This window comes from Phormidium sp. FACHB-592, assembly GCF_014695795.1.
Classification (GTDB): domain Bacteria; phylum Cyanobacteriota; class Cyanobacteriia; order Leptolyngbyales; family Leptolyngbyaceae; genus Stenomitos.
In genome coordinates this window covers 13,400-31,761 of record NZ_JACJOZ010000093.1, presented here as the reverse complement: position 1 = coordinate 31,761, position 18,362 = coordinate 13,400, and the positions used below count along the sequence as shown (strand labels likewise).

The following is an 18,362-nucleotide window of genomic DNA, read 5'->3' as shown; positions in this document are numbered from 1 at the left end:
TTGACGTTTCAAGAGTATTTTACGGCTCGCAAAATTGTTGCCAGTCACAAACTCCAAGCCTCTAATCAAGCGTTAGAACAGCTAGTCACGCATCTGACTGAACCCCGCTGGCGAGAAATCTTTTTGTTGACGGCGACCATGTTGAGTAGTGCCGACTCCCTGTTGCAGTTAATGATGCAACAAAGGGATGCGCTCGTGGCTCACGATCCCGCTCTACAAAAGTTCTTAGCCTGGGTAAGCGAGAAATCTCTTGCGACGCCGCCACCGCCTGCTGCCATCCGCGCTTTTTACTTTGCCCTTGCTAATAAACCCCATCTTGTCCCGCTCTTAGCGCTTAACTCCACTTTGAACCAGGAGTTTTTTTTGGACATGGTGTTAGATGACTTAATGCTGAAGTGTGCGCTTGCCTCCATCACTGATCCCACCCTGGCACAAGCCTGTGTTGATGCCCTCAACAATGCCCTGATTATGACGCTTGATATGGAGTTACATCACGCGCTGCAAGCGCTTAAAGCGCAACTGCCTGATCGAACCAAAAGCCAAAAAAGCGTGCAGGCCTGGTGGCAAACCAATTATCTAGCTTGGCTAGAACAGTTAAAAGCGGCGATCATAAAGCACCGTCAGACTCAGCAGTCATGGCCTTTGAGCCCAGAGCAGCAAGAGTGCTTGCAACAGTACTATGACGCGAGTCAGCTATTACTTGATTGCCTTAACAGCAACTGTGCAGTGACGACTGCTGTGCGGCAAGAGATCGAAGCGGCGTTGTTACTGCCTCAAAAAGAGCTTGAGGAACGGCAATGGGTTGGTTTCTTGAAGAAAACAGTGGTTTAGACCCGTTGTACTGCCGGTCGCATCAAAGCGTTTTGTGCTTGAGCCGTGGACACTAACGTCCAACCCGCCTGCATCAGCTTTTGATCGGTAGCCCACCCCTGAAACCATAAGGAATGGGATAATCAGTCACCTGATACTGAGGGCAGGGAGTGTAAGGCAGCCAAGGAGCGGCGGAACGTTTCCTTAAATGTATAGCGGTCGCCATAAAGCTTGCGGCATTGCATTTTTGCAAACGGACGCTGCTGCTTAGTGGGTTTTAGAGTTCACCGCAACCTTAGTGGCAATGGCTATAGCGCTCTTTTGTCACTCTAATCGGATAGAAATTTACAAGCTATGCTGCACAGCGGTTTCGCTTCTCTGGTGCCTTTTAGCTCTCTTATTGAGAAAGAGAAGATGGATAAGGCTTTCAGACTTTACTCCATCGAAAGTGACGAAAGAGGGATAGTATCAGTTGACCTTCAGTCTTTGAGTTCGATCGCCAGCACCTTTGACCAAACATCGGTAACTCCTCGTTGCTTTAACCTTGGTTCAAATTCAGGGCTGCTAAAACACCAGCCTTGAAAGACTTTGAAGCGTGGTGCCTTTGTGGTTTAAGTTGCCGAACCAACGGTAGGTGATACCAGGGAAGCCAAGGCTACTCATGCTGCTGCCAGTGATTAAGAGAGAGCTTCTGATCGGGCAAGAGTGCATACAGTGTGAGTGCTCATGGTCCGACCCAGTGATGGAAACGGCGCTGGCTCGGCACCACAACTCCCCGTATGGCAGCATGCGCCACGCTAAAGCACCCAGTCTGCATAGACGTTCGCCCTCACACAGCAGGCACGCTCCCGATGATTGCTAGCAGAGCGATGTCTAGTGATGTCTAGTGAAAGCAATACCAAGCTACTGATCCAGAGCATCACGACGAGCAAGGCCACTAGAAGCTCTGTGAATAATTTCGCTTTGAAGTCAGGCTGCACGCAGATCTGCCTCATTGAGCATCACCGTTGTTTCGGCACCCACTCTGCCAAAGTTGGGTTCTGGACCCAACGTCATTTCAATTAAGTAAGTCCAGCTGCCAGCGCCAAGTGTGTAGCTTCGCACAACACCTTCGCCGCCGATAAAGCTCACCCATTGTGTCTGACGAAACTTGGGACCTGTGACGCAGATTGCAGTCATGAATCAGACTCCTCTAACCAAATTTAATGGTTCTTACTACAGCAGAAAGCATTAAAGAAGTTCTGTATCTGACTAGGTAGAGCAGTCAAGCCTCGTCTGTAACTTTTGAATGTTTTAGTTGTCTTTGTCTAAGTGAGACGCAAGTAAGGCATGAACTCAGACACGATCTTTAACAGTGAAGGAGCATACTGCTTTTTAACGTCATACTTACTTTCTTTTGAGTTAAAGAAGTTTAATGTACTGCATTTGCTCAGAAGCCAAATTTACCGCTCCTGGTCTAGCTTGTAGCGACCTAACTTAACACTTTCAATGACCAGCGGCAACATGCACAAGGGGCTAGAGGCAGTGGCTTTTGGCTCTCTGTTTACCGGGGCGTGGCAGGAACTTTTTCAGGGTGTTAACTTTTTCCAGTGATCACTCGGTTTGGTCGTACTGCTAGGCGTGATCGTCACAAAAATGCACTGGTCGTAAACCTTATAAAAGGCATCACAATGACTCAAATTTTAGATAGCTTGCCTGCTGATTGTGCTAATCGCATTCTCTGCTACTACTCCAATAACACTCGAAAGATTAAGCTTGTTCGGATTACCAATATGCCAAACTGGTACTTCGAGCGCGTTGTTTTTCCAAGCGAGCGACTTTTGTTTGAAGCACTACCAGAAGCCCAACTGGAAGTTTATGTTACAAACGTTTCAACTATGACTTTAGTTGAGCTTATCAAGTGCGATCGCTTGGCTATTAAAGCAGCTCAAACTGAGCCAACGTGTCTTAACCAGCAGCCTGAGGTTTCAGTGCCTGTGCGTTAAGGAGACTCTGTGAGACAACTGGTTGGGATCAAACGTTTTTGTCCTGGTGGCAAGCCTAACGAAACGCACGGAAAGCGTCAGTGCCCGTGCTCAGTTTCACACTTTATGAGGCAGGTCTGGCGCTACAGTGCTTCTGGCTGCTCCTCTTCAATTGCGGCAACGGCGCGTTTAGTCGCAAAGCCGTCGAGAATAATGCCTCGAATGATTGCCACCTCAGCATCCAGCTGTTTGGCGTGCTCTTCGTATTTGGCTGTTGCCTTCTGTAAGTTGTAGTTTTTCATCTGCTCCGCCATTTGACGCGAAAAGGTGACCTTTTCCTCCATGACCCGCACAGCCGTCCACAGCGCATTTTCAACATTCTGCGTTTGCTCTGCTAGGAACACATTCGCTGTAAAGGAATGCCCGATGTGACAGCGAAACCGGAGTAGCTCGTCCTGACCAATTTGCCAGATACTGCCGTTGCATTCTGGGCAGGTGTAAGTCGTGCGAGTGCCGATCGCTTCGACGTGCTCTAATAACTCCTGGGTATTCATCTGCTGTTCTGCGATTTTGGCTTCAATGTCGAGCGCGTCACTCATAGGATGTATCTCCGCCTCAGCGGTAGGTGTATGGGACAACTGCACAAGCCGGTCTGAGATTTCCGCCAGCGGCAGGCAGTGGTCAACCTTCACGTACCGCAACGCACTCTTGGTCATGCTGGGATATTCGGCTTCGTTGGGGTCTTGCACGATCGCCACGCCGCCACGCTGCTTGATTGCCTGCAAGCCCACGGTGCCATCATCCAAATAGCCTGTGAGCACAACGCCCACGACTCTCGCACCATACGCACGGGCAGCGGAACGAAAGAGCGCATCGATCGCGGGTCGAAAGCGGTTTTCTTGCGGTCCACGCACCACGCGCATCGAGCCTTGATTGACCAAGAGATGGTAATCGGGCGGCGCGACATAAATGTGTCCAGTTTGAATGGCTTCGCCGTCCGTGGGGTGAGAGACCGGGAGAGAGCCGACATCGGCAAGAATTTGGGGCAGGATGCTGGGCTGATCGGCAGCGAGGTGCCGCACGATGAAGAGAGTCGCATCCAGGTTAGGAGGCAACGCGCCTAAAATTGTGCCGAGTGCTTTGAGTCCGCCTGCTGACGTGCCAATGACGATGATGTCGTGTCCAGGCATAAATTACTTTTAAGTAAATAAAGTACGTCACTCAGTTTGAAGGCCATCCCAGAAGCCTTTTTCACTGCTGACTTCTGGCTACATTCGGTTGAGCGCTTACGTCGAAGCCCGACTCGTGAATGCTGCTGTACATTCAGCGTCCAGCACTAATTGGCGCTTTCAATCGTTGATAAACAGCAACCACCGCTAAGAGGTGAAACTCTTACTATTGGCTGATCGTAATCGTTTTTTTACCCAATTTGGTAGAGCCGCTTTCAGTCTTCCGAGTGAATCTACGTACCTTCTGAAGCTACTTATACAACTTCTACAACTCCTGCAGAAAAGCAACCCTTACCTATACTCAATTTCGAACATACGGCTGCCATTCTGAAGAAAGCACAAATATTTGCACAACTGTTTCTTCGTAACCAATCGATACAAAGACGATGAGTGAAGAGCGTTCATCAGCAGTTCATTGCACTCACCGATCGTTAACATTCAATCTTAAGGAAACTACAATGTCTCACTTCAATACTTTCCGCAGTAAATTGACCGATATTGCCATTTTGCAAGACTCTCTCCGTCAACTGGGCTTTGTTGTTCAGACTAATGCGATGGTGCGTGGCTCTAATTGCCAACACGTTCGGGCTGATATTGTTGCCGTGCTTGAGGGCGGTTATGACATGGGCTGGTCTCATAACGAGGACGGTTCGCTTGATTTAATTACCGACCTCTGGGGCGTGGCTAGAAAGCACGATATGTCTCAATTGCTTAACGCCATCAACCAAAAATATGCCGTGTATCAGACGTTAGCAGCCGTGCAGCGTCCCGGCTTACAAAACGCGACGGTCAAGCTTGTGACGCAATGGTAGTGCTTGCGTGTTCTCAATCAAGGTCTAAAGAGCAGCGTTTTGCTGCTTTTTAAGACTACTCTGTCGCCCGAAACAGACGGCACGTACAGCAAGGGCTTGCCTGCAAACCAATCTTAACTACCTATGACTAACGATACACAACGCCATCACGCGGATGATGGCATGAGTACCAGCGCGTCGGCTAAAGTGCCTCTGCTTGTGACCAACCTTCGGGATAGACTCTGGAACTTTGGCAGTTTTGCTTGGATGGTTGCCCTTATCGATCGCAGCCTTGCCCTCTTTGCTGCTGGCACCTGGTTTGCGATCGCGCTTGCCCAGGTGCTTCTGGTTGCTTTGCTCTTCATTGTATGGCTTTATCTAAAGCCAGCAAAGATGGCAACCGAACGTTTAAGCGCCGATCAGATCAGTACGCTCAAGCACTACAAACTGAGTTCCACTACGCCTCAGCACGCAGCTTATCGTCACCAAACTGAGGCAAGAATGCTTCAATTGGAAAAATATCACTTGATTACTCAGGAATATGTTTTACCGATTCCTTACCTGTGTCAGATCTATCACCTGTTGAATTTAAAGCATTTGGAATCGGTGCATGGCTTTAGCCTGAACAACCTGAAAGTGATTGATGTGAGTCAGTTTGAAGCAACCGCGATCGGGGGTAGCCTGAAATTTCAAACGGTTCTAGAGGCTTCACCTAATGTACTCAGCCTGGTAAGACAGCCTGTAGTTGAGGTAGAGCTCACGCTGCACACGCCTTACACCATTGAACTGAGTATTCCTGTTCATAACGGCAATAAAATTGCTGTGCTCTTCAACGTCTTACCGTTGAGCCAGAACGAGCACAAGTTATTCATTGATATCTACAGCAATCTGGCTTTACCAAGACCGCTACTGCAAATCGCCTTGCATCTTGCTGCGGGCTTAACCGTGTTTGAGGATTTACCTTACCTCCAAAAGCTGAACAAAGCAAAGATCCACCGTTCTGCCCAGCTTGGTCAAGTTAATCACAAAACAATGCAGCTCTTTAAGCGCTTTGTCGATTTGTATGGGTCGAGCCTGGAGCAACCTCAAGCGCCAGGTGCAGTAGAACTGCAACCCATCTATACGGCGACTGGAGCGATCGGTTGATCTGAGCGTGCTCATATCGCCACTCAGGTCAGGAAGGGGTGCAGCCGTAAAGCCCTTAGCTAGACAAGGTCTACAGCCCTTTTACTCCAATGTTCTCAACTACCTGGCAACAACTCTATGCAACCCCAAGTGCTTCTCATACCGATCCCCCTTTTGCTGATGCTACTCCAGTCATGACGAGCACTATTTTTACCGTTTGCCTTTGGCTTGTTCTGGTTAGCTTCTTATGGTCAATTGGCAAGGCTGCCACACAGGGGTGGACAAAGGTGCAACGATTGCACCAGGTTCCGTGCTCCCGTTGCACCTTTTTTACTCATGATTACCATCTAAAATGCCCTGTTCATCCCTACAAAGCGCTGAGTGAAGAGGCGATCAACTGCCTTGATTACAAACCCGCTATTAAACTCTCATTAAGTTATAGAAGCGATCGTACCAACAGTACCGTGAAATGAAAAACAATGGGCAGTTCATCCGTTGGTAGTCCTAAAGAGGTAATGATAGCTTTAAGTTCTTCTAGATCAGGCTTTCAGAACTTAAAGCTAACTTTGCAGAATGGGACAGTTCACTCCAACTGCTCACTAACGACCAGAATTTTTCTGATGCTATAACTGACTGTTGGTGGGGTGGCTTTAGTCCTCTAACAGTTTACGCAGTCAGAGTCTTTGGCAACCCCCATCCAGTAACTAATTTTGATGCTTGGCTGACGCATCCCTAGCTTGTCCAGTTAGGTCAGCCACCACCCAGAGCAACTGTGCCAAGTCGAACGGTTTAGCCAGATGCCGTTGGAACCCAGCCTCGATCGCCCCTTGCCGTTCACGCTCGGTCACGTAGGCAGTGATAGCCGCGGCTGGAATTTGTCCCCCTGCGGCTGCATCCAGTGAGCGCACCTGACGGATCAGCATCAGTCCATCTTCATCCGGCATACCGATGTCTGCCAAGAGCACATCATACCGCCTAGGAGATGCCCTGAGAGCAGCGATCGCGTCTCTGGCTGCGGTCACAGCGACCACTGTGGCACCAGCGTCTTCCAGGGTCCAGCGATTCAGGTCGAGGCTATCCACCTCATCATCAACCACCAGAATGGTTAAACCTGCTAGCGAAGGCAACGCCTGATGGTCAACTGGAGGCTTGATCGCGGTCAGTTCTAGCTCACCAGGTGGTGTGACGGCTACGGGCAGCGAACGCAGCGGTAAGCGTACAGTCAGCGTAGTGCCTTGTCCTTCGCCAGGGCTTTCTGCTTGCACGGTGCCGCCATGCAGTTCCACAAGCTGCCGAGCGAGCGACAACCCCAAACCCAACCCCTGCTGCTCTTTGCTGGTGCTGGAATTGCCCTGACGAAAGCGCTCGAACACATAGGGCAGCACCTCTGCTCGAATACCCTGCCCTGTATCCGTCACGCGAATGGCGGCCTGATTCTGCACCGTTGCTAACGTGACTTCCACCCGTCCACCGGCTGGTGTGAACTTGATAGCGTTAGACAGCAGATTCCACAACACTTGCTGCAAGCGATCAACATCGCCGACAACGGTGGCAGAGTTGACTTGCGCCACCACTTGAATCGCTTTCGCCTCGGCAGCCAGTTGGATAGACTCGAGCGCCTCCTTGATCACAGTGCCCAGATCCAGCAGTCGTGTGTTGAGGTGCAGCTTGCCGCTGGTAATCCGCGCAATATCCAGCATGTCTTCAATGAGTTGAGACTGCGCTCTAGCACTCCGCTCCATAATGTCGAGTGCCCGCTCAACCATGGCGTCATCATGCTGGCGCTGGCGGAGAATTTGGGCCCAGCCCAGCATTGTATTCAGCGGGTTGCGGAGTTCATGGGAGAGGTTCGACAAAAAGTCATCTTTCGCACGACTGGCAGTTTCCGCCGCCTGCCGTGCTGCCTGTTCCTGGCTCAGAAGCTGCGAGCGCTCAGTTTCAAACTGCTTGCGCTCGGTGATGTCTTCGAGCGACAGCAAAATTTGTTGAGCGTTCCTGTCTTGGCGAATCTTCCAACCATTTAGCAGCATCGTTTTTTGCCCAATGTGCTCAAACTGATGCTCAACCTCAAAGTTTTGCAGCACCGCATCATGGCTAAACACATCCTCTAGCCGCGCTTGCAGTCCGGGAATGTTCCATTGCCCGTTACCCAACTCAAAGATCAGCGTTTGGGTCGTTTCGAGCGGTGCGACCTGAAACGTGTCATAGAACGCTTGATTGGCTGTATTCACTCGCAAATCAGACTCCAGCACCACTAGCGGCACCTGCACCGTTTCGACGATCGCTTCTGCATAGTTTCGCGCCGCTTCGAGCGTCGTGGCACTGCGCTTGAGGGCATCAATATCGAGCAGCACCAGCACCACCCCATCAATCTGGTTTTCAAGCGTGCGGTAGGGACGGATGCGGAGCAGATACCAATGCCCGCCCTGGGTTTGCACTTCCAGTTCCTTCACGCTCAACGTTTCCAGTACGTCCAACAACAGCAACTCTAAGTCTGGGACGTTGAGATTCGCTCGGATATCGCTTAACGGTCGTCCGGCATCAGTGGGAATGAAGTTGAACAACCGTTGTGCCATTGGTGTAAACCGACGAATCCGCAGATCGTTCGTCAACATCAGAATCGGCACATTGATGCTGGCCAGCAGATTGGTCAGATCGTTATTCACCTGGTGCAATTCGCCATTGCGGCTGCGGAGTTCTTCGTTCGTGGTGTTAAGTTCTTCGTTGGTGGCCTGAATCTCTTCTTTAGCCGTCTCTAACTCTTCATTCGTGCTTTGCAGTTCCTCATTGCTCGACAAAATTTCTTCATTGGCAACTTTGAGATCCTGGTTGCTGTGTTCCTGCTCTTGAATCACTGCCTGCAAATATTCTTGAGTTGCAGCACGTTCCTGGTGAGCTGCGGCCAGTGCCTGCTGCAGACGGGCAAGCTCCTGCTCTAGTGCTCCCGGCGGGCGCTCTGGATCGAGGGGCACAGGGTCGCTGGCAGGTGGCTCGTCTTCAAACAGCACTAAAAAGCGGTGTGCGTCAGCACCGCACCTTAAACGGCAGCACCTGCAGCCTGACGCCTCTGACCGGACTGCCTTCTTCCAGCTGGAGTCCGTGCTTGCTGACGGGCGCGTCCTGCCGTTGGGCTTGATAGATCGCCGCTCGGAGTTCGACCAGTAAGCCATCCCGTACCAGGTTGAAAAGGTTGAAGTTTGCCGCCCCAGAGACTAAGCGCAGGTAGCGATCGACGTCTCCCCGCAATTGCAGCACTTGCATTTTGTCGTCAATCACTACTCCCGTGGGTGCATACTGACTGGCAATCAGCTGATCAACCTTCTTTTGGAGGTCAAACCCCTCGGGCGGAGCCGACGTGGACAGTCGATCGCTCACTCTGGCGCTCGGGTAGCGACTGGGCGTAAACGAAAGGAGGGGGCGCGTCCCGGCTATTTGCTTGGCATACAGCCTGTACTTCGAGTCAACTAAGGTAAACAGGTCGGCATCATGACCGGTGCTTTCGGCGGTGCCCAGCAGTAGAAAGCCCGACGGGTTCAGGCTGTAATGAAAGATGGGCATGATCCGCTTTTGCAGCGAGTCACCCAAATAAATCAGCACATTGCGGCAGCTAATAAGGTCGAGGTTAGAAAACGGCGGATCGCTGCCCAGGTTATGGCGCGCAAACACACAGAGTTCGCGCACGCTCTTATTGATCTGGTAGCGATCGCCCTCCAGCGCATAGAAGAAGCGGCGGCGGCGCTCGGTGGAAACGTCCACCATTTGATTCTCGGCATAAAGGCCCGCTCTGGCTTTGTCGATCGCCGGTTCGCTAATATCAGTGGCAAAAATCTGGATAGGTGGTGCCGCCGCTTGAGCGTCCAAAAACTCCAGCAAGCTGATGGCGATCGAATACACCTCTTCACCCGTTGAACAACCCGCTACCCAAATCCGAATCGGCGCATCAGCAGACTTGTTTTGGGTGATGACCGGGAAAACGCGCTCTTTTAGCTGTTCAAACGCCTCTGGATCACGAAAAAAGCTCGTGACATGAATCAGAATTTCTTCATACAGCGCTTTGACTTCCGCTGGGTGAGTTTGGAGATACTGGGCGTACTCCTCCAACTGTTCCAGCTTGTACAACAGCATCCGCCGCTGCATCCGGCGATCGACCGTGTTGGGCTTGTAGCGGCTAAAATCAACGCCCATAGCGGCTTTCAGCAGTGCAAAAATCGTGCTCAAGGCATCCCCTGTCTCCGGTGCGGCACTGGGTCCACTCACTGGCAAAGGGTCAATGAGCAGCGGATTGCGGCTGAGGGTTGCCAGTTCTTCAGCAATGCGGGCGGGCGGCAGCACAAAATCTACCTTCCCCGTCGCTACTGCCGTATGGGGCATACTGTCAAACTGTGCCGTGTCTTCACACTGGGCAAACGTTACACCGCCAGCCGCTTTGATGGCCTTGAGCCCCAACGACCCATCGCCATCGCCGCCCGATAACACGACGGCGATCGCTTTGTGTCCGCGATCGGCCGCTAACGAAGTAAAAAAGGCATCCCCTGGCATATATTTGCCAAACACCTTCTCGCGGGGCGACAGTTGCAGCACACCCTCAGCGAGAATCATCTTAGTGTTCGGCGGAATCACATAGACCTGATTGGGTTCCACGCTCATGCCGTGCTGCACTTCGTGCACAGGCAGAGGCGTTGCCCGCGCCAGAATTTTGCTCAGCAAACTCTCATGATCCGGGGCTAAATGCTGAATCAGGACAAACGCCATCCCTGTGTCGGTCGGCAGATGGTGCAGTAATTGGGTAAAGGCTTCTAACCCGCCTGCAGAAGCAGCGACCCCCACCACAGGAAAGGGGGCTTCCACTAAGTTTTGCTGCCCGGAGTCGCAGGCAGCATCGGTAGCAGCAGACGGTGGTTGAGCCGAGGGATCAGCAGTCATAGGCTCAAGTGTGGCACCATAGCTTGACAAACATCCTCTCCACTGTAAGATGCTTTACCGAATCTTTCTGTAGGAATCGCAAGCCGAGCCAGGGTAAACGCCGCTGCTTGGGCAAGGACAGTCGAGCGGTAGTGATGGTCCCAACCGGCTCTAAAGGCAGCGGGGAGCGCGTTGGATAGTTGCACCCCGGAGCAACGGTGCAACGTGGAACAAGGGTTTCAGCCGCTCAAACCAGGTAAATTGACCTCTGTACTACCGCTTTCTGAGTCAAAAAAGTCCAAACTTAGGCCAGAGCCACTAGTACACCCCTCAAAACCGCTTCTGTGCGACCACTGATACTGATGGCACTGCTTTGACTCGGTGATCGTGGTCAACGCTCCGTCAGTCAGTATGATCCACGATCTAGCATGATATGAGTGTAGGTTCTTGGCAGTAAAGCAGCATGGGCTCCTCCTACCGCCACAGAAGTCCCATGACTGTGCCGTGCAACAGTCCAGTGACTCGAATGAGTGGTACACCCTCCCCGACTAGGTGGACAAAGCCCGCAAGTTAATGGGTAGGATTGACCTCGACCCCGCCTCGAGTGCCGAGGCACAGTCCTAGATTCAAGCTCAAATCTACTACACGCCAGCGGAGGATGGCTTACAGCAGCCTTGGTTCGACCGCCTCTGACCCAATCCACCCTATGGCAAACGCCACCACGCAAAAAAGACTTATGGAGCCACCGTCTGGGTCCAACGGGCGATCGCAGCGTATCAAGCGGGTCACGTTACGCAAGCCGTGTTATGGCTGCGCGCCAGTGGTAACGCCGGTATCCGGGCCCTAGAGCAAGGCGGTTTTCCCAGAGTCACCTTAGGTCGGATTCCCCATGCACCACCCGGTGCCAACGGTGTACCATAGAAAGCCGTGGGTCACGATACCGTCGTCTGGTATTTCGATCCCCAACCGGAACGGTTTCAAGCCCTGTTTGTGCCGCCTGTTTCAGGGGCGCTGCGGAGTCTGATCAGTCTGAGCTAACAGCGATCATGTCCGTCTGTCGGTGAATGGCATGGGCTTTCGAGCAATTGAGCGCGTTAAAGGCGTCCATCACACGACCGTCATTTATTGGCTCAAGCAAGTGGGGGCACGCTTGCCAGATGCTTATGCTCCAGAGACAGCACCAGCAGTGGGAGAACTGGATGAACTTGAAACCTTTGTCGGCTCAAAAAAAACAAGATCTGGCTCTGGACAGCCGTTGACCACTTCAAACCAGGCATTCTAGGCTGGGTCTTAGGTGACCATAGTGGGGCAACCTTCCAGCCCTTGTGGGAAATTGTGCAACTGTGGCAATGCGATTTCTATGTCACCGATGGTTGGTCAGTCTATCCCGGTTTTATTCCCGCTGGTGATCAGATTGTGAGTAAAACCTATATGACACAAGTGGAGGGTGAAAACACATGCTTACGGCATTATCTAGCGCGACTACATCGCAAGACGTTGTGTTATTCCAAATCCGCAGCAAGGCTGAGACACGCCATTCGCTTGCTATTGCACTAGCTCAAATTTCGGGATGTGCCTGTTCCTGCCTAATTCATCCCGCTCTTCAGGAACGCCCGATTGCGTTGCCGATAGGCTTGCCGGTCAAAGCGTGTGCCGCGATGGGGTTCATGCCCTCTGCAGCAACAGGAATTGAGTGCAAAACGCTACCGAACACAGCAATGCCAACGCTTTGCCGATGAGCGAGCAAGCGCTTGCGTGAAACCGCCTGCATCACCTTGAGCCGCGCCGAAGCGCCAAGGCTGATCGTGCTTCATGCTGATGAGGCCCGGTTAAGCTGACAGTACCCTTCATAGTTGTGCTGCAACGAAAGACCCGTCTTGGCAGGCAGTACGATTAGCAAAGCAACAGGGGCTAGGAGCTCGGAACCCCAGTCAGCCTCTCACTGTGATGCCCTGGGAAAATCACAGCAGCAAGTGGCAAGCAGCCTAACTTACGCTAATGTGAATAGGATTTAGCGGCATTGGCAGAACACAAGATGAGTGACTTTGAACGGCTAGACAATGCCTGGGAGCAAGCAGAGCAATTGCGTCACGCTGCCTTATTACGTCAACTGAAAGCAGAGGTGCGGGAGTTGCGAAGGCAAGCTCGCGTTACTGCTGCGCCCTCGTTACCTGTGCCTCAAGAGCAACCCTCTCAACCGGATCCCGGCCCGGTCAAGCGAGTGCGCTCTTGAAAGTCCCTTACTGGACTGAGCCTTGCTGAGCCTGACTGTGATCGCGACTCCACCACTCAAGCTTGATCAGGCTTCTGCCCCACTTGCATTTTTTTTCATCCGTATGCCAGCTTCACCCCTAGCCTAGTAGGTTTTTTGTAGCTGGTTCGCTGCCAGGGCAATGCGAGCACAGGCTTCTGCGTCAGACAACAATGGGGGTACTCTAATTCGATGCCCAGGTAGGCACAAACATTTGGCAGTTGCGTCAGACGAAGATTCCAGGTCTTGCAGGCAAGTTGCACTGGACAAACAAAGGGTTGTACAGGTCGCGGTAGTCCATACAAGTGTACATTAAACCTTTATTTGTCAGCTTTGAACCTTTATTGTCACAGCTAAAATGCCTGCTAGTAAAGCTCGCAGATTTTCTGTGTTGCTATCAATTGGACAAATAAAGGTTTAATGTACAGCGTGGGAGCCCTCAAAGACATGGTAGGTGCTGCTTATTTTCTTATGTACAAAAGCCTTTTTCTTATGTACAGTGTGTCTTTTCTTGCAGTCACTTTGTACATAAGATTTCGTTGTTTGTACATAAGAAAATTTGTCACTCACGCAGCGCCAAGCCACCGCCAAGCTCACAAAGCAGTTTTGGCAACCATTCCCTGCTCACGGAGACTGCTGGCAAAACGCTACAGTGGCTACTCAGATGTGAATGAGCAGAAAATGTGGTGCAACGGGTCAGTGTCCCTCTAGACTAGTGTTCTGGCTTCCGGTGACCACTTCTAAGCTGTGGTTAAACAGCACCACTTAGAAGTAGGCCAAAAGCTTGAACGCTGACGGGTCTAAACTTGCAAGCTGACGCCACTCATTTGACAATTGCGCCAGAGCTTTTGCTCATTCACAGCAGTAGAGGTTTAATCACTTGTGGACTCAAGTTAAGCACATCTATGTTGTTGTCTCTCCTTTTTCTACGTCCTCTTTAAACAGCACGACCCCCTACCGCTCAAGCGACATCGAGCCGTAGGAAAGGAAACTGGTTTGATCAATGACATTGAGCGTTTCAACCATATACTGAGACACCGAGTGTCGCGCTTAGTCCGTAAAACCTTGTCCTTCTTGAAGCAGTTGGACAATCACATTCGTGCGCTCTGGAACTTTAGCCATTACTACAATCAGCAACGCAGATACCGCCTTGCAGCACAAAATCTATGTATTCCCTCTATCCTTTCCTAAAAGGCATTACCTTTTGGATGACTTACCTGCTGTCAAAGTCCGTGATAGGCTCTAAGCTTCTGTGGTTTCTAGACGATACAATTTTCGCCATACAACTTGTAAGCATTCAGCAGTGGGCAAGTCCCACGACAACTGGTTGAGGTCAGCAGAGGCACTGTGATGCAACCATTTGAACTGACGACACCACTGATCAATGACGCCTTCTAGTTGGTATTGACCTATCCAAAACACTAGACCAGGGCTATTCGGTGCGTACAGCAACTCCTTCAGTGCAATGAGCTGTACCTTACCGTAGCTTTGTTGCGTATACTCCAGACAGGCGTACAGCAGCACTTCAGCACTCAATTCTGGCTTGAGTCCAAGGCGTTTTTTAAGCACAATGGTCTGGTGATTGCCTTTAGTTCCACCGCTACTGTCTCGCAGTAACGACAAGTCTGTGAACAGCGCCATTAACTGGTCTTCCAAGTGCCCCTCTTTGCTGTCCAAATACAGGTTGTAAAGGCACTGTAAGTCTGCTGCTAGCGCCGATTCGGCAACGGTATCTCCTGCGTTGCGCATATACTCAACGTACTGTCTTGACGCGTACTCTGGATCAAACTCAGTTGAGTAGAACTGGTGAAGAACCATTGCCATGTCTTCAGGTAACACGGCTCACGCAGCAGGTTCCAGTGCAACAACCACTGTGACTGTGGGTCTTCCAGGTACGGGTCACTGCCGTCGTCCAGCAGCAGCTTTCGAGCAAACTCGGAGACGTTGTAGTATTTCCCTTCCCCCTGTGGTTCAAGCAGCTTGAACGCGATCGCCCAGTGCTTTGCAGCTATGAAGCTCACACCACCTGTTGACGCGAGGTGATGGTGTCGGTGCTAACCTGAAGATTGCGAGTCCACAGATCACACAAACAAGCCCAGCTTCTAGGCGAACGTCCAGAACTTTTGCTGGAACATCCCTCACTGTCCTTTCGGCGAGTGAGCTTAAGAATGCCTCTGGCGGCGGTATTTTGGGAACCATTGAGGTCGCAGTTATAGCGCTTACCAGAGGTGAATTTTGCTAAAGCGTAGTTTTTAGAGTCACGCTGCACCACCCCAGAACCGTCATAAGCCAGCTTTGAAGTATAAGCGGCAACAATGTCGATGGTTTTGCCACCCACCTCTTGCCACTTCATCTCGGTATAGTCCCGGATCATGGCTTTGAGCCACCCATGAAAGCGTTGGCGCAGGTTGGAACGTTTCCGCCCACCTGTTGCCCTCCACCCCTTCAGATGCTCAAAGACGATAGCTTCAGCGTTGAACTGCTTGGCAAGCACCACGATTCGCTTGGAGACGATGTGAGCGATTTGCTGGTTGAGATGGCGGCATTTGCGATAGGTGTTGGAACAAAAGCCCTTGTGGAGCTTGCCGCCCTTACCCATCGTTTTGCTGGCTCTTATGGCAACCGACTTCAGGCGTTTGTCTCGACGGTCTATGTCTCTGCCAGGGTGAATGAATTCACGATGGTTTACAGTACCGTTGAAAGTCACGACCGTCACAGTTGCAGTGGTATTGATACCCAGATCAATAGCCACCACAGTTTGATCAGGTTGCCGTTTGACTGGATGACACTCAAAGGGCACAGAGAGATGGCAAGCTTGCTGATTGCAGATCAGCGAAGGGGACAGTAATTTGTTGCTGTCTACTTCATGCCGCTCTCTCAAGCCTGAGATTTGCACAGTCGTCCAAACCCAGTCAGTGCCCGTGAAGACCTTGATCTCAATCCGGTCGGTGCCATGCAATTTGTAGCATTGACCCCGATACAGAACGGGGTAACAGCCTGCGTTCGGATTCAGGGTTGGCGGTTTGGCATCGCGCCTGCTGCGGGTGCCTGACTGCCACTCTTGGTAGCGAGTGACAAAGCTGCTCACCTGTCCAACCGCAAAGGCAATCGCGGCTCTACGGTAGTAGCTGGGGAACTTGTGAAACACTCGGTCGATGCCAGGGTATTTCACATGAGGCTTTTGAGTCGTTTGGTGAATGAGTCGCTCAACAGCAGGAATGACTTTCTGATTCGACAAACCTCCCAACTCTGCCCAATGCGTAAAGACAATGCCCACCAGATGCCTGCACAAACGACGGTAAACCTGAACCGTTTCTGCAAACAACAAACGTTGCAGGGCAGAGGGGTTAAGGCTCCATTTGTCTGTCCTAATGATGGGCTTCTGCTTTACCATAGAACAATTGTATCATCATGCTGTTAAACGTGTCTAGAAAGTTAAAGCATTATGCTCATTGTGTTTGCAGCTTACAGACTCACATGGTGTTTGTCACAAAATACCGTCATCCTGTGATTACTGTAGAGGTTGAGCAAAGATTGCTCACACTGCTGCAAAAGCTGTGTACCACACAAAGATGCGAACTGTTAGAGTGCAAAGCTGATTTAGGGACGAAAGACCACATCCATCTTTTGATTGAGCGGCACCCAACCATCGCCGAGGCAAAGTTGGCTGAAATCCTCAAAACCATTACCAGTCGAGAGATTCGTAAAGAATTTAAGGACTTCCTTAAACCCTATTACTGGAAGCCTTTCTTCTGGAAGCGTGGTTATTGTGCTGTTTCTTCTGGTGGAGCTTCTCTGGATGTGCTGAAAAAGTACATCGAAGCGCAAGGCTATAGTGATTAGTCCGACACCTATTGGCAACTCCGCTCCGCTCCATTGCCGCGCCTTAACCCCCACCTGCAAGCGAGGATGGGGGTTAAGGCTAATCCTGTTCAACATGGTTGGCGTAAGTCCCCAACTCAGTGGTTCCGGTTGGCACCAGAAGTGCGGATCTCTGAGCGCCGACGTTATGGCACGTTTAAGCCAATGTTTCTTGGGCAGAACGCCTTCATGCCCACCGTACCGGGCTTTCGGTACCTGCTTAAAGAGGTAGAGTTGACGCATGTTTAACCCGCTGCTTCAGGGTCTTGCTCTGTCGGTGCTGTGTCTTCAATGCCAAACGCTCGGCTTAAGTACCCGATCGCTAAGTTCAGGTGTTCAGTGCCGCAAACGTACTGCATTAGTCTTGGGTGTTGCAGTGCTGAATCGCTGTGGCAAAGGGTCTCTACTGCTGTTGTCGGTTCCAGTTCGTCAGCGATCGCATGCAGCTTTTGCAGCAGTTGCACAAACGTTTCTTTTGGTAAAAGCAGGTTGGTTTCCGTCTCTTTGTTGTTCATGTTTTCCCCCTTTGCTTTGCCTTTTACCCAACATAGTCTGGTAAGAATACTGTACTTGGTAGCCATTCGGTGAGCGGCTGACCATAGAGCCGTTTAAGTTCACACAAGTCCAACTCCAAACAAGCCGCTAGTTTTGCTAAGACCGCCGCTTTTGGTGCATACTCCAGTTTGCCTTTCTCGATCTTAGACACGTAAGTAAAGTCAATTCCAGTTTGTTTCGCCAACGCCCTCTGGCTCAGGTGTTTCAGCTTGCGTGCTGTCCGAATAAGCGAACCTGCTTCGTCCATATTGTCCTTTTTTGGGGTTTGGTCTGATTGGCTTTTTTTGGGATTTCGGTCTTAAATGTGGAATGCCTGCACTTCCGTAACGTTTTGCTAGCAGGCATTTCTTTTGCAAAAACGCTGCCCTGACTCTGTTTGAGCCAAGGCAGTACGCTGTCACTAGACGAGCGCTTTCAGCGTGTGTGGTCTAGTTGGTAGGGTTAGAACCGGGGTTTCGAGCGGCGTTACGTCTCTACTAAGTAACGTTGACATGAACGCTTCACAGTCCCAACCTGGCGTCCCAATGGTAAATTCGCCTGTCCGTAACCACCCGTAGTAAGGGCACTGGGGGTTTGGACAGGGCAGCATACACCGCTCATACTCATGTCCAGACACTGCGTTGGGTGAGTCGGGAAGTTGACCTCCATGAGGAAACTGACGTTCAAGTCGGCTGTCGCGTTGAAAGTCCTCGCTGACGTTGTAACCGTTACCTTTGAGTTGCATGGTTGTTACAAGCTGAAGTACAGCCTGTTGCCACGTCAGGGGCAGAAGTGGGGTGGAGGGGCGCGCTTGGTGGTCGTGCTGTGTCCTCTACCGTCTTTTCCTGGTCTGCTTTAGAGGATGTTTAGAAATACGGAGAAGGTCTCAAAAGGC

General features: G+C 51.2%; 16 protein-coding genes and 4 pseudogenes. 11 read left to right on the top strand and 9 right to left on the bottom strand.

Annotated features, from left to right (window positions below):
- Positions 1-831 (top strand): annotated as a pseudogene (locus H6F86_RS25775) (NTPase (NACHT family)); the annotation flags it as partial.
- 948 nt (positions 832-1,779) lie between these two features.
- Here H6F86_RS25775 and H6F86_RS25770 read toward each other — a convergent pair.
- Positions 1,780-1,989, bottom strand: a complete 210-nt coding sequence (locus tag H6F86_RS25770; protein ID WP_190452682.1) for a hypothetical protein — start codon at positions 1,987-1,989, stop codon at positions 1,780-1,782.
- A gap of 491 nt (positions 1,990-2,480) precedes the next feature.
- On the opposite strand from H6F86_RS25770, the gene H6F86_RS25765 reads away from it, so the two are divergent.
- Complete coding sequence (locus H6F86_RS25765; protein ID WP_199305515.1) at positions 2,481-2,795, top strand: DUF1830 domain-containing protein; 315 nt, start codon at positions 2,481-2,483, stop codon at positions 2,793-2,795.
- Positions 2,796-2,917: 122 nt separating this feature from the next.
- On the opposite strand, the gene H6F86_RS25760 is transcribed toward H6F86_RS25765, so the two are convergent.
- A complete protein-coding gene (locus H6F86_RS25760; protein ID WP_190452681.1) occupies positions 2,918-3,964 on the bottom strand; it encodes a chemotaxis protein CheB in 1,047 nt (348 codons plus the stop codon).
- A 497-nt stretch (positions 3,965-4,461) separates the two neighbouring features.
- Between H6F86_RS25760 and H6F86_RS25755 the strand changes: the two genes are divergently transcribed.
- The gene (locus H6F86_RS25755; RefSeq protein WP_190452679.1) at positions 4,462-4,815 is read left to right on the top strand and encodes a DUF1257 domain-containing protein; all 354 of its coding nucleotides are present in this window, start codon (positions 4,462-4,464) and stop codon (positions 4,813-4,815) included.
- A 123-nt stretch (positions 4,816-4,938) separates the two neighbouring features.
- On the top strand, positions 4,939-5,940 hold the full coding sequence (locus H6F86_RS25750) for a hypothetical protein (protein ID WP_190452677.1): 1,002 nt from the start codon (positions 4,939-4,941) through the stop codon (positions 5,938-5,940).
- Positions 5,941-6,623: 683 nt separating this feature from the next.
- Here the strand turns inward: H6F86_RS25750 and H6F86_RS32525 are convergent.
- Complete coding sequence (locus tag H6F86_RS32525; protein WP_347241107.1) at positions 6,624-8,927, bottom strand: ATP-binding protein; 2,304 nt, start codon at positions 8,925-8,927, stop codon at positions 6,624-6,626.
- A 16-nt stretch (positions 8,928-8,943) separates the two neighbouring features.
- Positions 8,944-10,842 carry a chemotaxis protein CheB gene (locus H6F86_RS32520; protein ID WP_242033694.1) on the bottom strand — a complete coding sequence of 633 codons (1,899 nt, stop codon included), beginning with the start codon at positions 10,840-10,842 and terminating at the stop codon, positions 8,944-8,946.
- A 653-nt stretch (positions 10,843-11,495) separates the two neighbouring features.
- Here H6F86_RS32520 and H6F86_RS25740 point away from each other — a divergent pair.
- From H6F86_RS25740 to H6F86_RS25720, 5 genes and pseudogenes are all read left to right on the top strand, one after another.
- Entirely contained in the window at positions 11,496-11,648 is a 153-nt protein-coding gene (locus tag H6F86_RS25740) for a hypothetical protein (RefSeq protein WP_190452674.1), read from the top strand.
- A gap of 215 nt (positions 11,649-11,863) precedes the next feature.
- Positions 11,864-12,378 (top strand): annotated as a pseudogene (locus H6F86_RS25735) (IS1 family transposase); the annotation flags it as partial.
- Entirely contained in the window at positions 12,279-12,560 is a 282-nt protein-coding gene (locus H6F86_RS25730; protein ID WP_190452688.1) for a hypothetical protein, read from the top strand. The pseudogene H6F86_RS25735 and the gene H6F86_RS25730, both read left to right, overlap by 100 nt.
- Before the next feature lie 296 nt (positions 12,561-12,856).
- Complete coding sequence (locus H6F86_RS25725; RefSeq protein ID WP_190452672.1) at positions 12,857-13,054, top strand: hypothetical protein; 198 nt, start codon at positions 12,857-12,859, stop codon at positions 13,052-13,054.
- Positions 13,055-14,029: 975 nt separating this feature from the next.
- Positions 14,030-14,263: pseudogene (locus H6F86_RS25720) on the top strand (hypothetical protein); the annotation flags it as partial.
- Between the two features lie 51 nt (positions 14,264-14,314).
- On the opposite strand, the pseudogene H6F86_RS25715 reads toward H6F86_RS25720, so the two are convergent.
- Together H6F86_RS25715 and H6F86_RS25705 are read right to left on the bottom strand one after the other, a co-directional pair.
- Positions 14,315-15,093, bottom strand: a pseudogene (locus H6F86_RS25715) (DUF4007 family protein).
- The gene (locus H6F86_RS25705; protein ID WP_190452668.1) at positions 15,090-16,466 is read right to left on the bottom strand and encodes an IS200/IS605 family accessory protein TnpB-related protein; all 1,377 of its coding nucleotides are present in this window, start codon (positions 16,464-16,466) and stop codon (positions 15,090-15,092) included. The pseudogene H6F86_RS25715 and the gene H6F86_RS25705 overlap by 4 nt, the downstream one beginning before the upstream one ends.
- 17 nt (positions 16,467-16,483) lie before the next feature.
- Here H6F86_RS25705 and tnpA point away from each other — a divergent pair, with 17 nt between their 5' ends.
- Together tnpA and H6F86_RS25695 are read left to right on the top strand one after the other, a co-directional pair.
- Positions 16,484-16,915: an IS200/IS605 family transposase gene (tnpA, locus tag H6F86_RS25700; RefSeq protein WP_199305514.1), complete on the top strand. Its 432-nt coding sequence runs from the start codon at positions 16,484-16,486 to the stop codon at positions 16,913-16,915.
- A gap of 66 nt (positions 16,916-16,981) precedes the next feature.
- Complete coding sequence (locus H6F86_RS25695; RefSeq protein WP_190452666.1) at positions 16,982-17,182, top strand: hypothetical protein; 201 nt, start codon at positions 16,982-16,984, stop codon at positions 17,180-17,182.
- On the opposite strand, the gene H6F86_RS25690 is transcribed toward H6F86_RS25695, so the two are convergent.
- The 3 genes from H6F86_RS25690 to H6F86_RS25680 form a co-directional block, all read right to left on the bottom strand.
- The gene (locus H6F86_RS25690) at positions 17,179-17,448 is read right to left on the bottom strand and encodes a hypothetical protein (RefSeq protein ID WP_190452665.1); all 270 of its coding nucleotides are present in this window, start codon (positions 17,446-17,448) and stop codon (positions 17,179-17,181) included. The genes H6F86_RS25695 and H6F86_RS25690 overlap by 4 nt on opposite strands.
- Before the next feature lie 23 nt (positions 17,449-17,471).
- Positions 17,472-17,735, bottom strand: coding sequence for a helix-turn-helix transcriptional regulator (locus H6F86_RS25685; RefSeq protein WP_190452664.1), 264 nt, complete (start codon positions 17,733-17,735; stop codon positions 17,472-17,474).
- A gap of 153 nt (positions 17,736-17,888) precedes the next feature.
- Positions 17,889-18,212 carry a hypothetical protein gene (locus H6F86_RS25680; protein ID WP_190452661.1) on the bottom strand — a complete coding sequence of 108 codons (324 nt, stop codon included), beginning with the start codon at positions 18,210-18,212 and terminating at the stop codon, positions 17,889-17,891.
- Positions 18,213-18,362 lie beyond the last annotated feature (150 nt).

What these genes read in the sequence shown, in the direction of transcription:
- H6F86_RS25695 (WP_190452666.1), top strand. Translation starts at nt 16,982, where the DNA reads ATGGGGGTTAAGGCTAATCCTGTTCAACATGGTTGGCGTAAGTCCCCA.
- H6F86_RS25730 (WP_190452688.1), top strand. Translation starts at nt 12,279, where the DNA reads ATGCTTACGGCATTATCTAGCGCGACTACATCGCAAGACGTTGTGTTA.
- H6F86_RS25765 (WP_199305515.1), top strand. Translation starts at nt 2,481, where the DNA reads ATGACTCAAATTTTAGATAGCTTGCCTGCTGATTGTGCTAATCGCATT.
- H6F86_RS25680 (WP_190452661.1), bottom strand. Translation starts at nt 18,212, where the DNA reads ATGCAACTCAAAGGTAACGGTTACAACGTCAGCGAGGACTTTCAACGC.
- H6F86_RS25750 (WP_190452677.1), top strand. Translation starts at nt 4,939, where the DNA reads ATGACTAACGATACACAACGCCATCACGCGGATGATGGCATGAGTACC.
- H6F86_RS25755 (WP_190452679.1), top strand. Translation starts at nt 4,462, where the DNA reads ATGTCTCACTTCAATACTTTCCGCAGTAAATTGACCGATATTGCCATT.
- H6F86_RS25705 (WP_190452668.1), bottom strand. Translation starts at nt 16,466, where the DNA reads ATGGTAAAGCAGAAGCCCATCATTAGGACAGACAAATGGAGCCTTAAC.
- H6F86_RS25725 (WP_190452672.1), top strand. Translation starts at nt 12,857, where the DNA reads ATGAGTGACTTTGAACGGCTAGACAATGCCTGGGAGCAAGCAGAGCAA.
- H6F86_RS25690 (WP_190452665.1), bottom strand. Translation starts at nt 17,448, where the DNA reads ATGAACAACAAAGAGACGGAAACCAACCTGCTTTTACCAAAAGAAACG.
- tnpA (WP_199305514.1), top strand. Translation starts at nt 16,484, where the DNA reads ATGCTGTTAAACGTGTCTAGAAAGTTAAAGCATTATGCTCATTGTGTT.
- H6F86_RS32520 (WP_242033694.1), bottom strand. Translation starts at nt 10,842, where the DNA reads ATGACTGCTGATCCCTCGGCTCAACCACCGTCTGCTGCTACCGATGCT.
- H6F86_RS25685 (WP_190452664.1), bottom strand. Translation starts at nt 17,735, where the DNA reads ATGGACGAAGCAGGTTCGCTTATTCGGACAGCACGCAAGCTGAAACAC.
- H6F86_RS25770 (WP_190452682.1), bottom strand. Translation starts at nt 1,989, where the DNA reads ATGACTGCAATCTGCGTCACAGGTCCCAAGTTTCGTCAGACACAATGG.
- H6F86_RS25760 (WP_190452681.1), bottom strand. Translation starts at nt 3,964, where the DNA reads ATGCCTGGACACGACATCATCGTCATTGGCACGTCAGCAGGCGGACTC.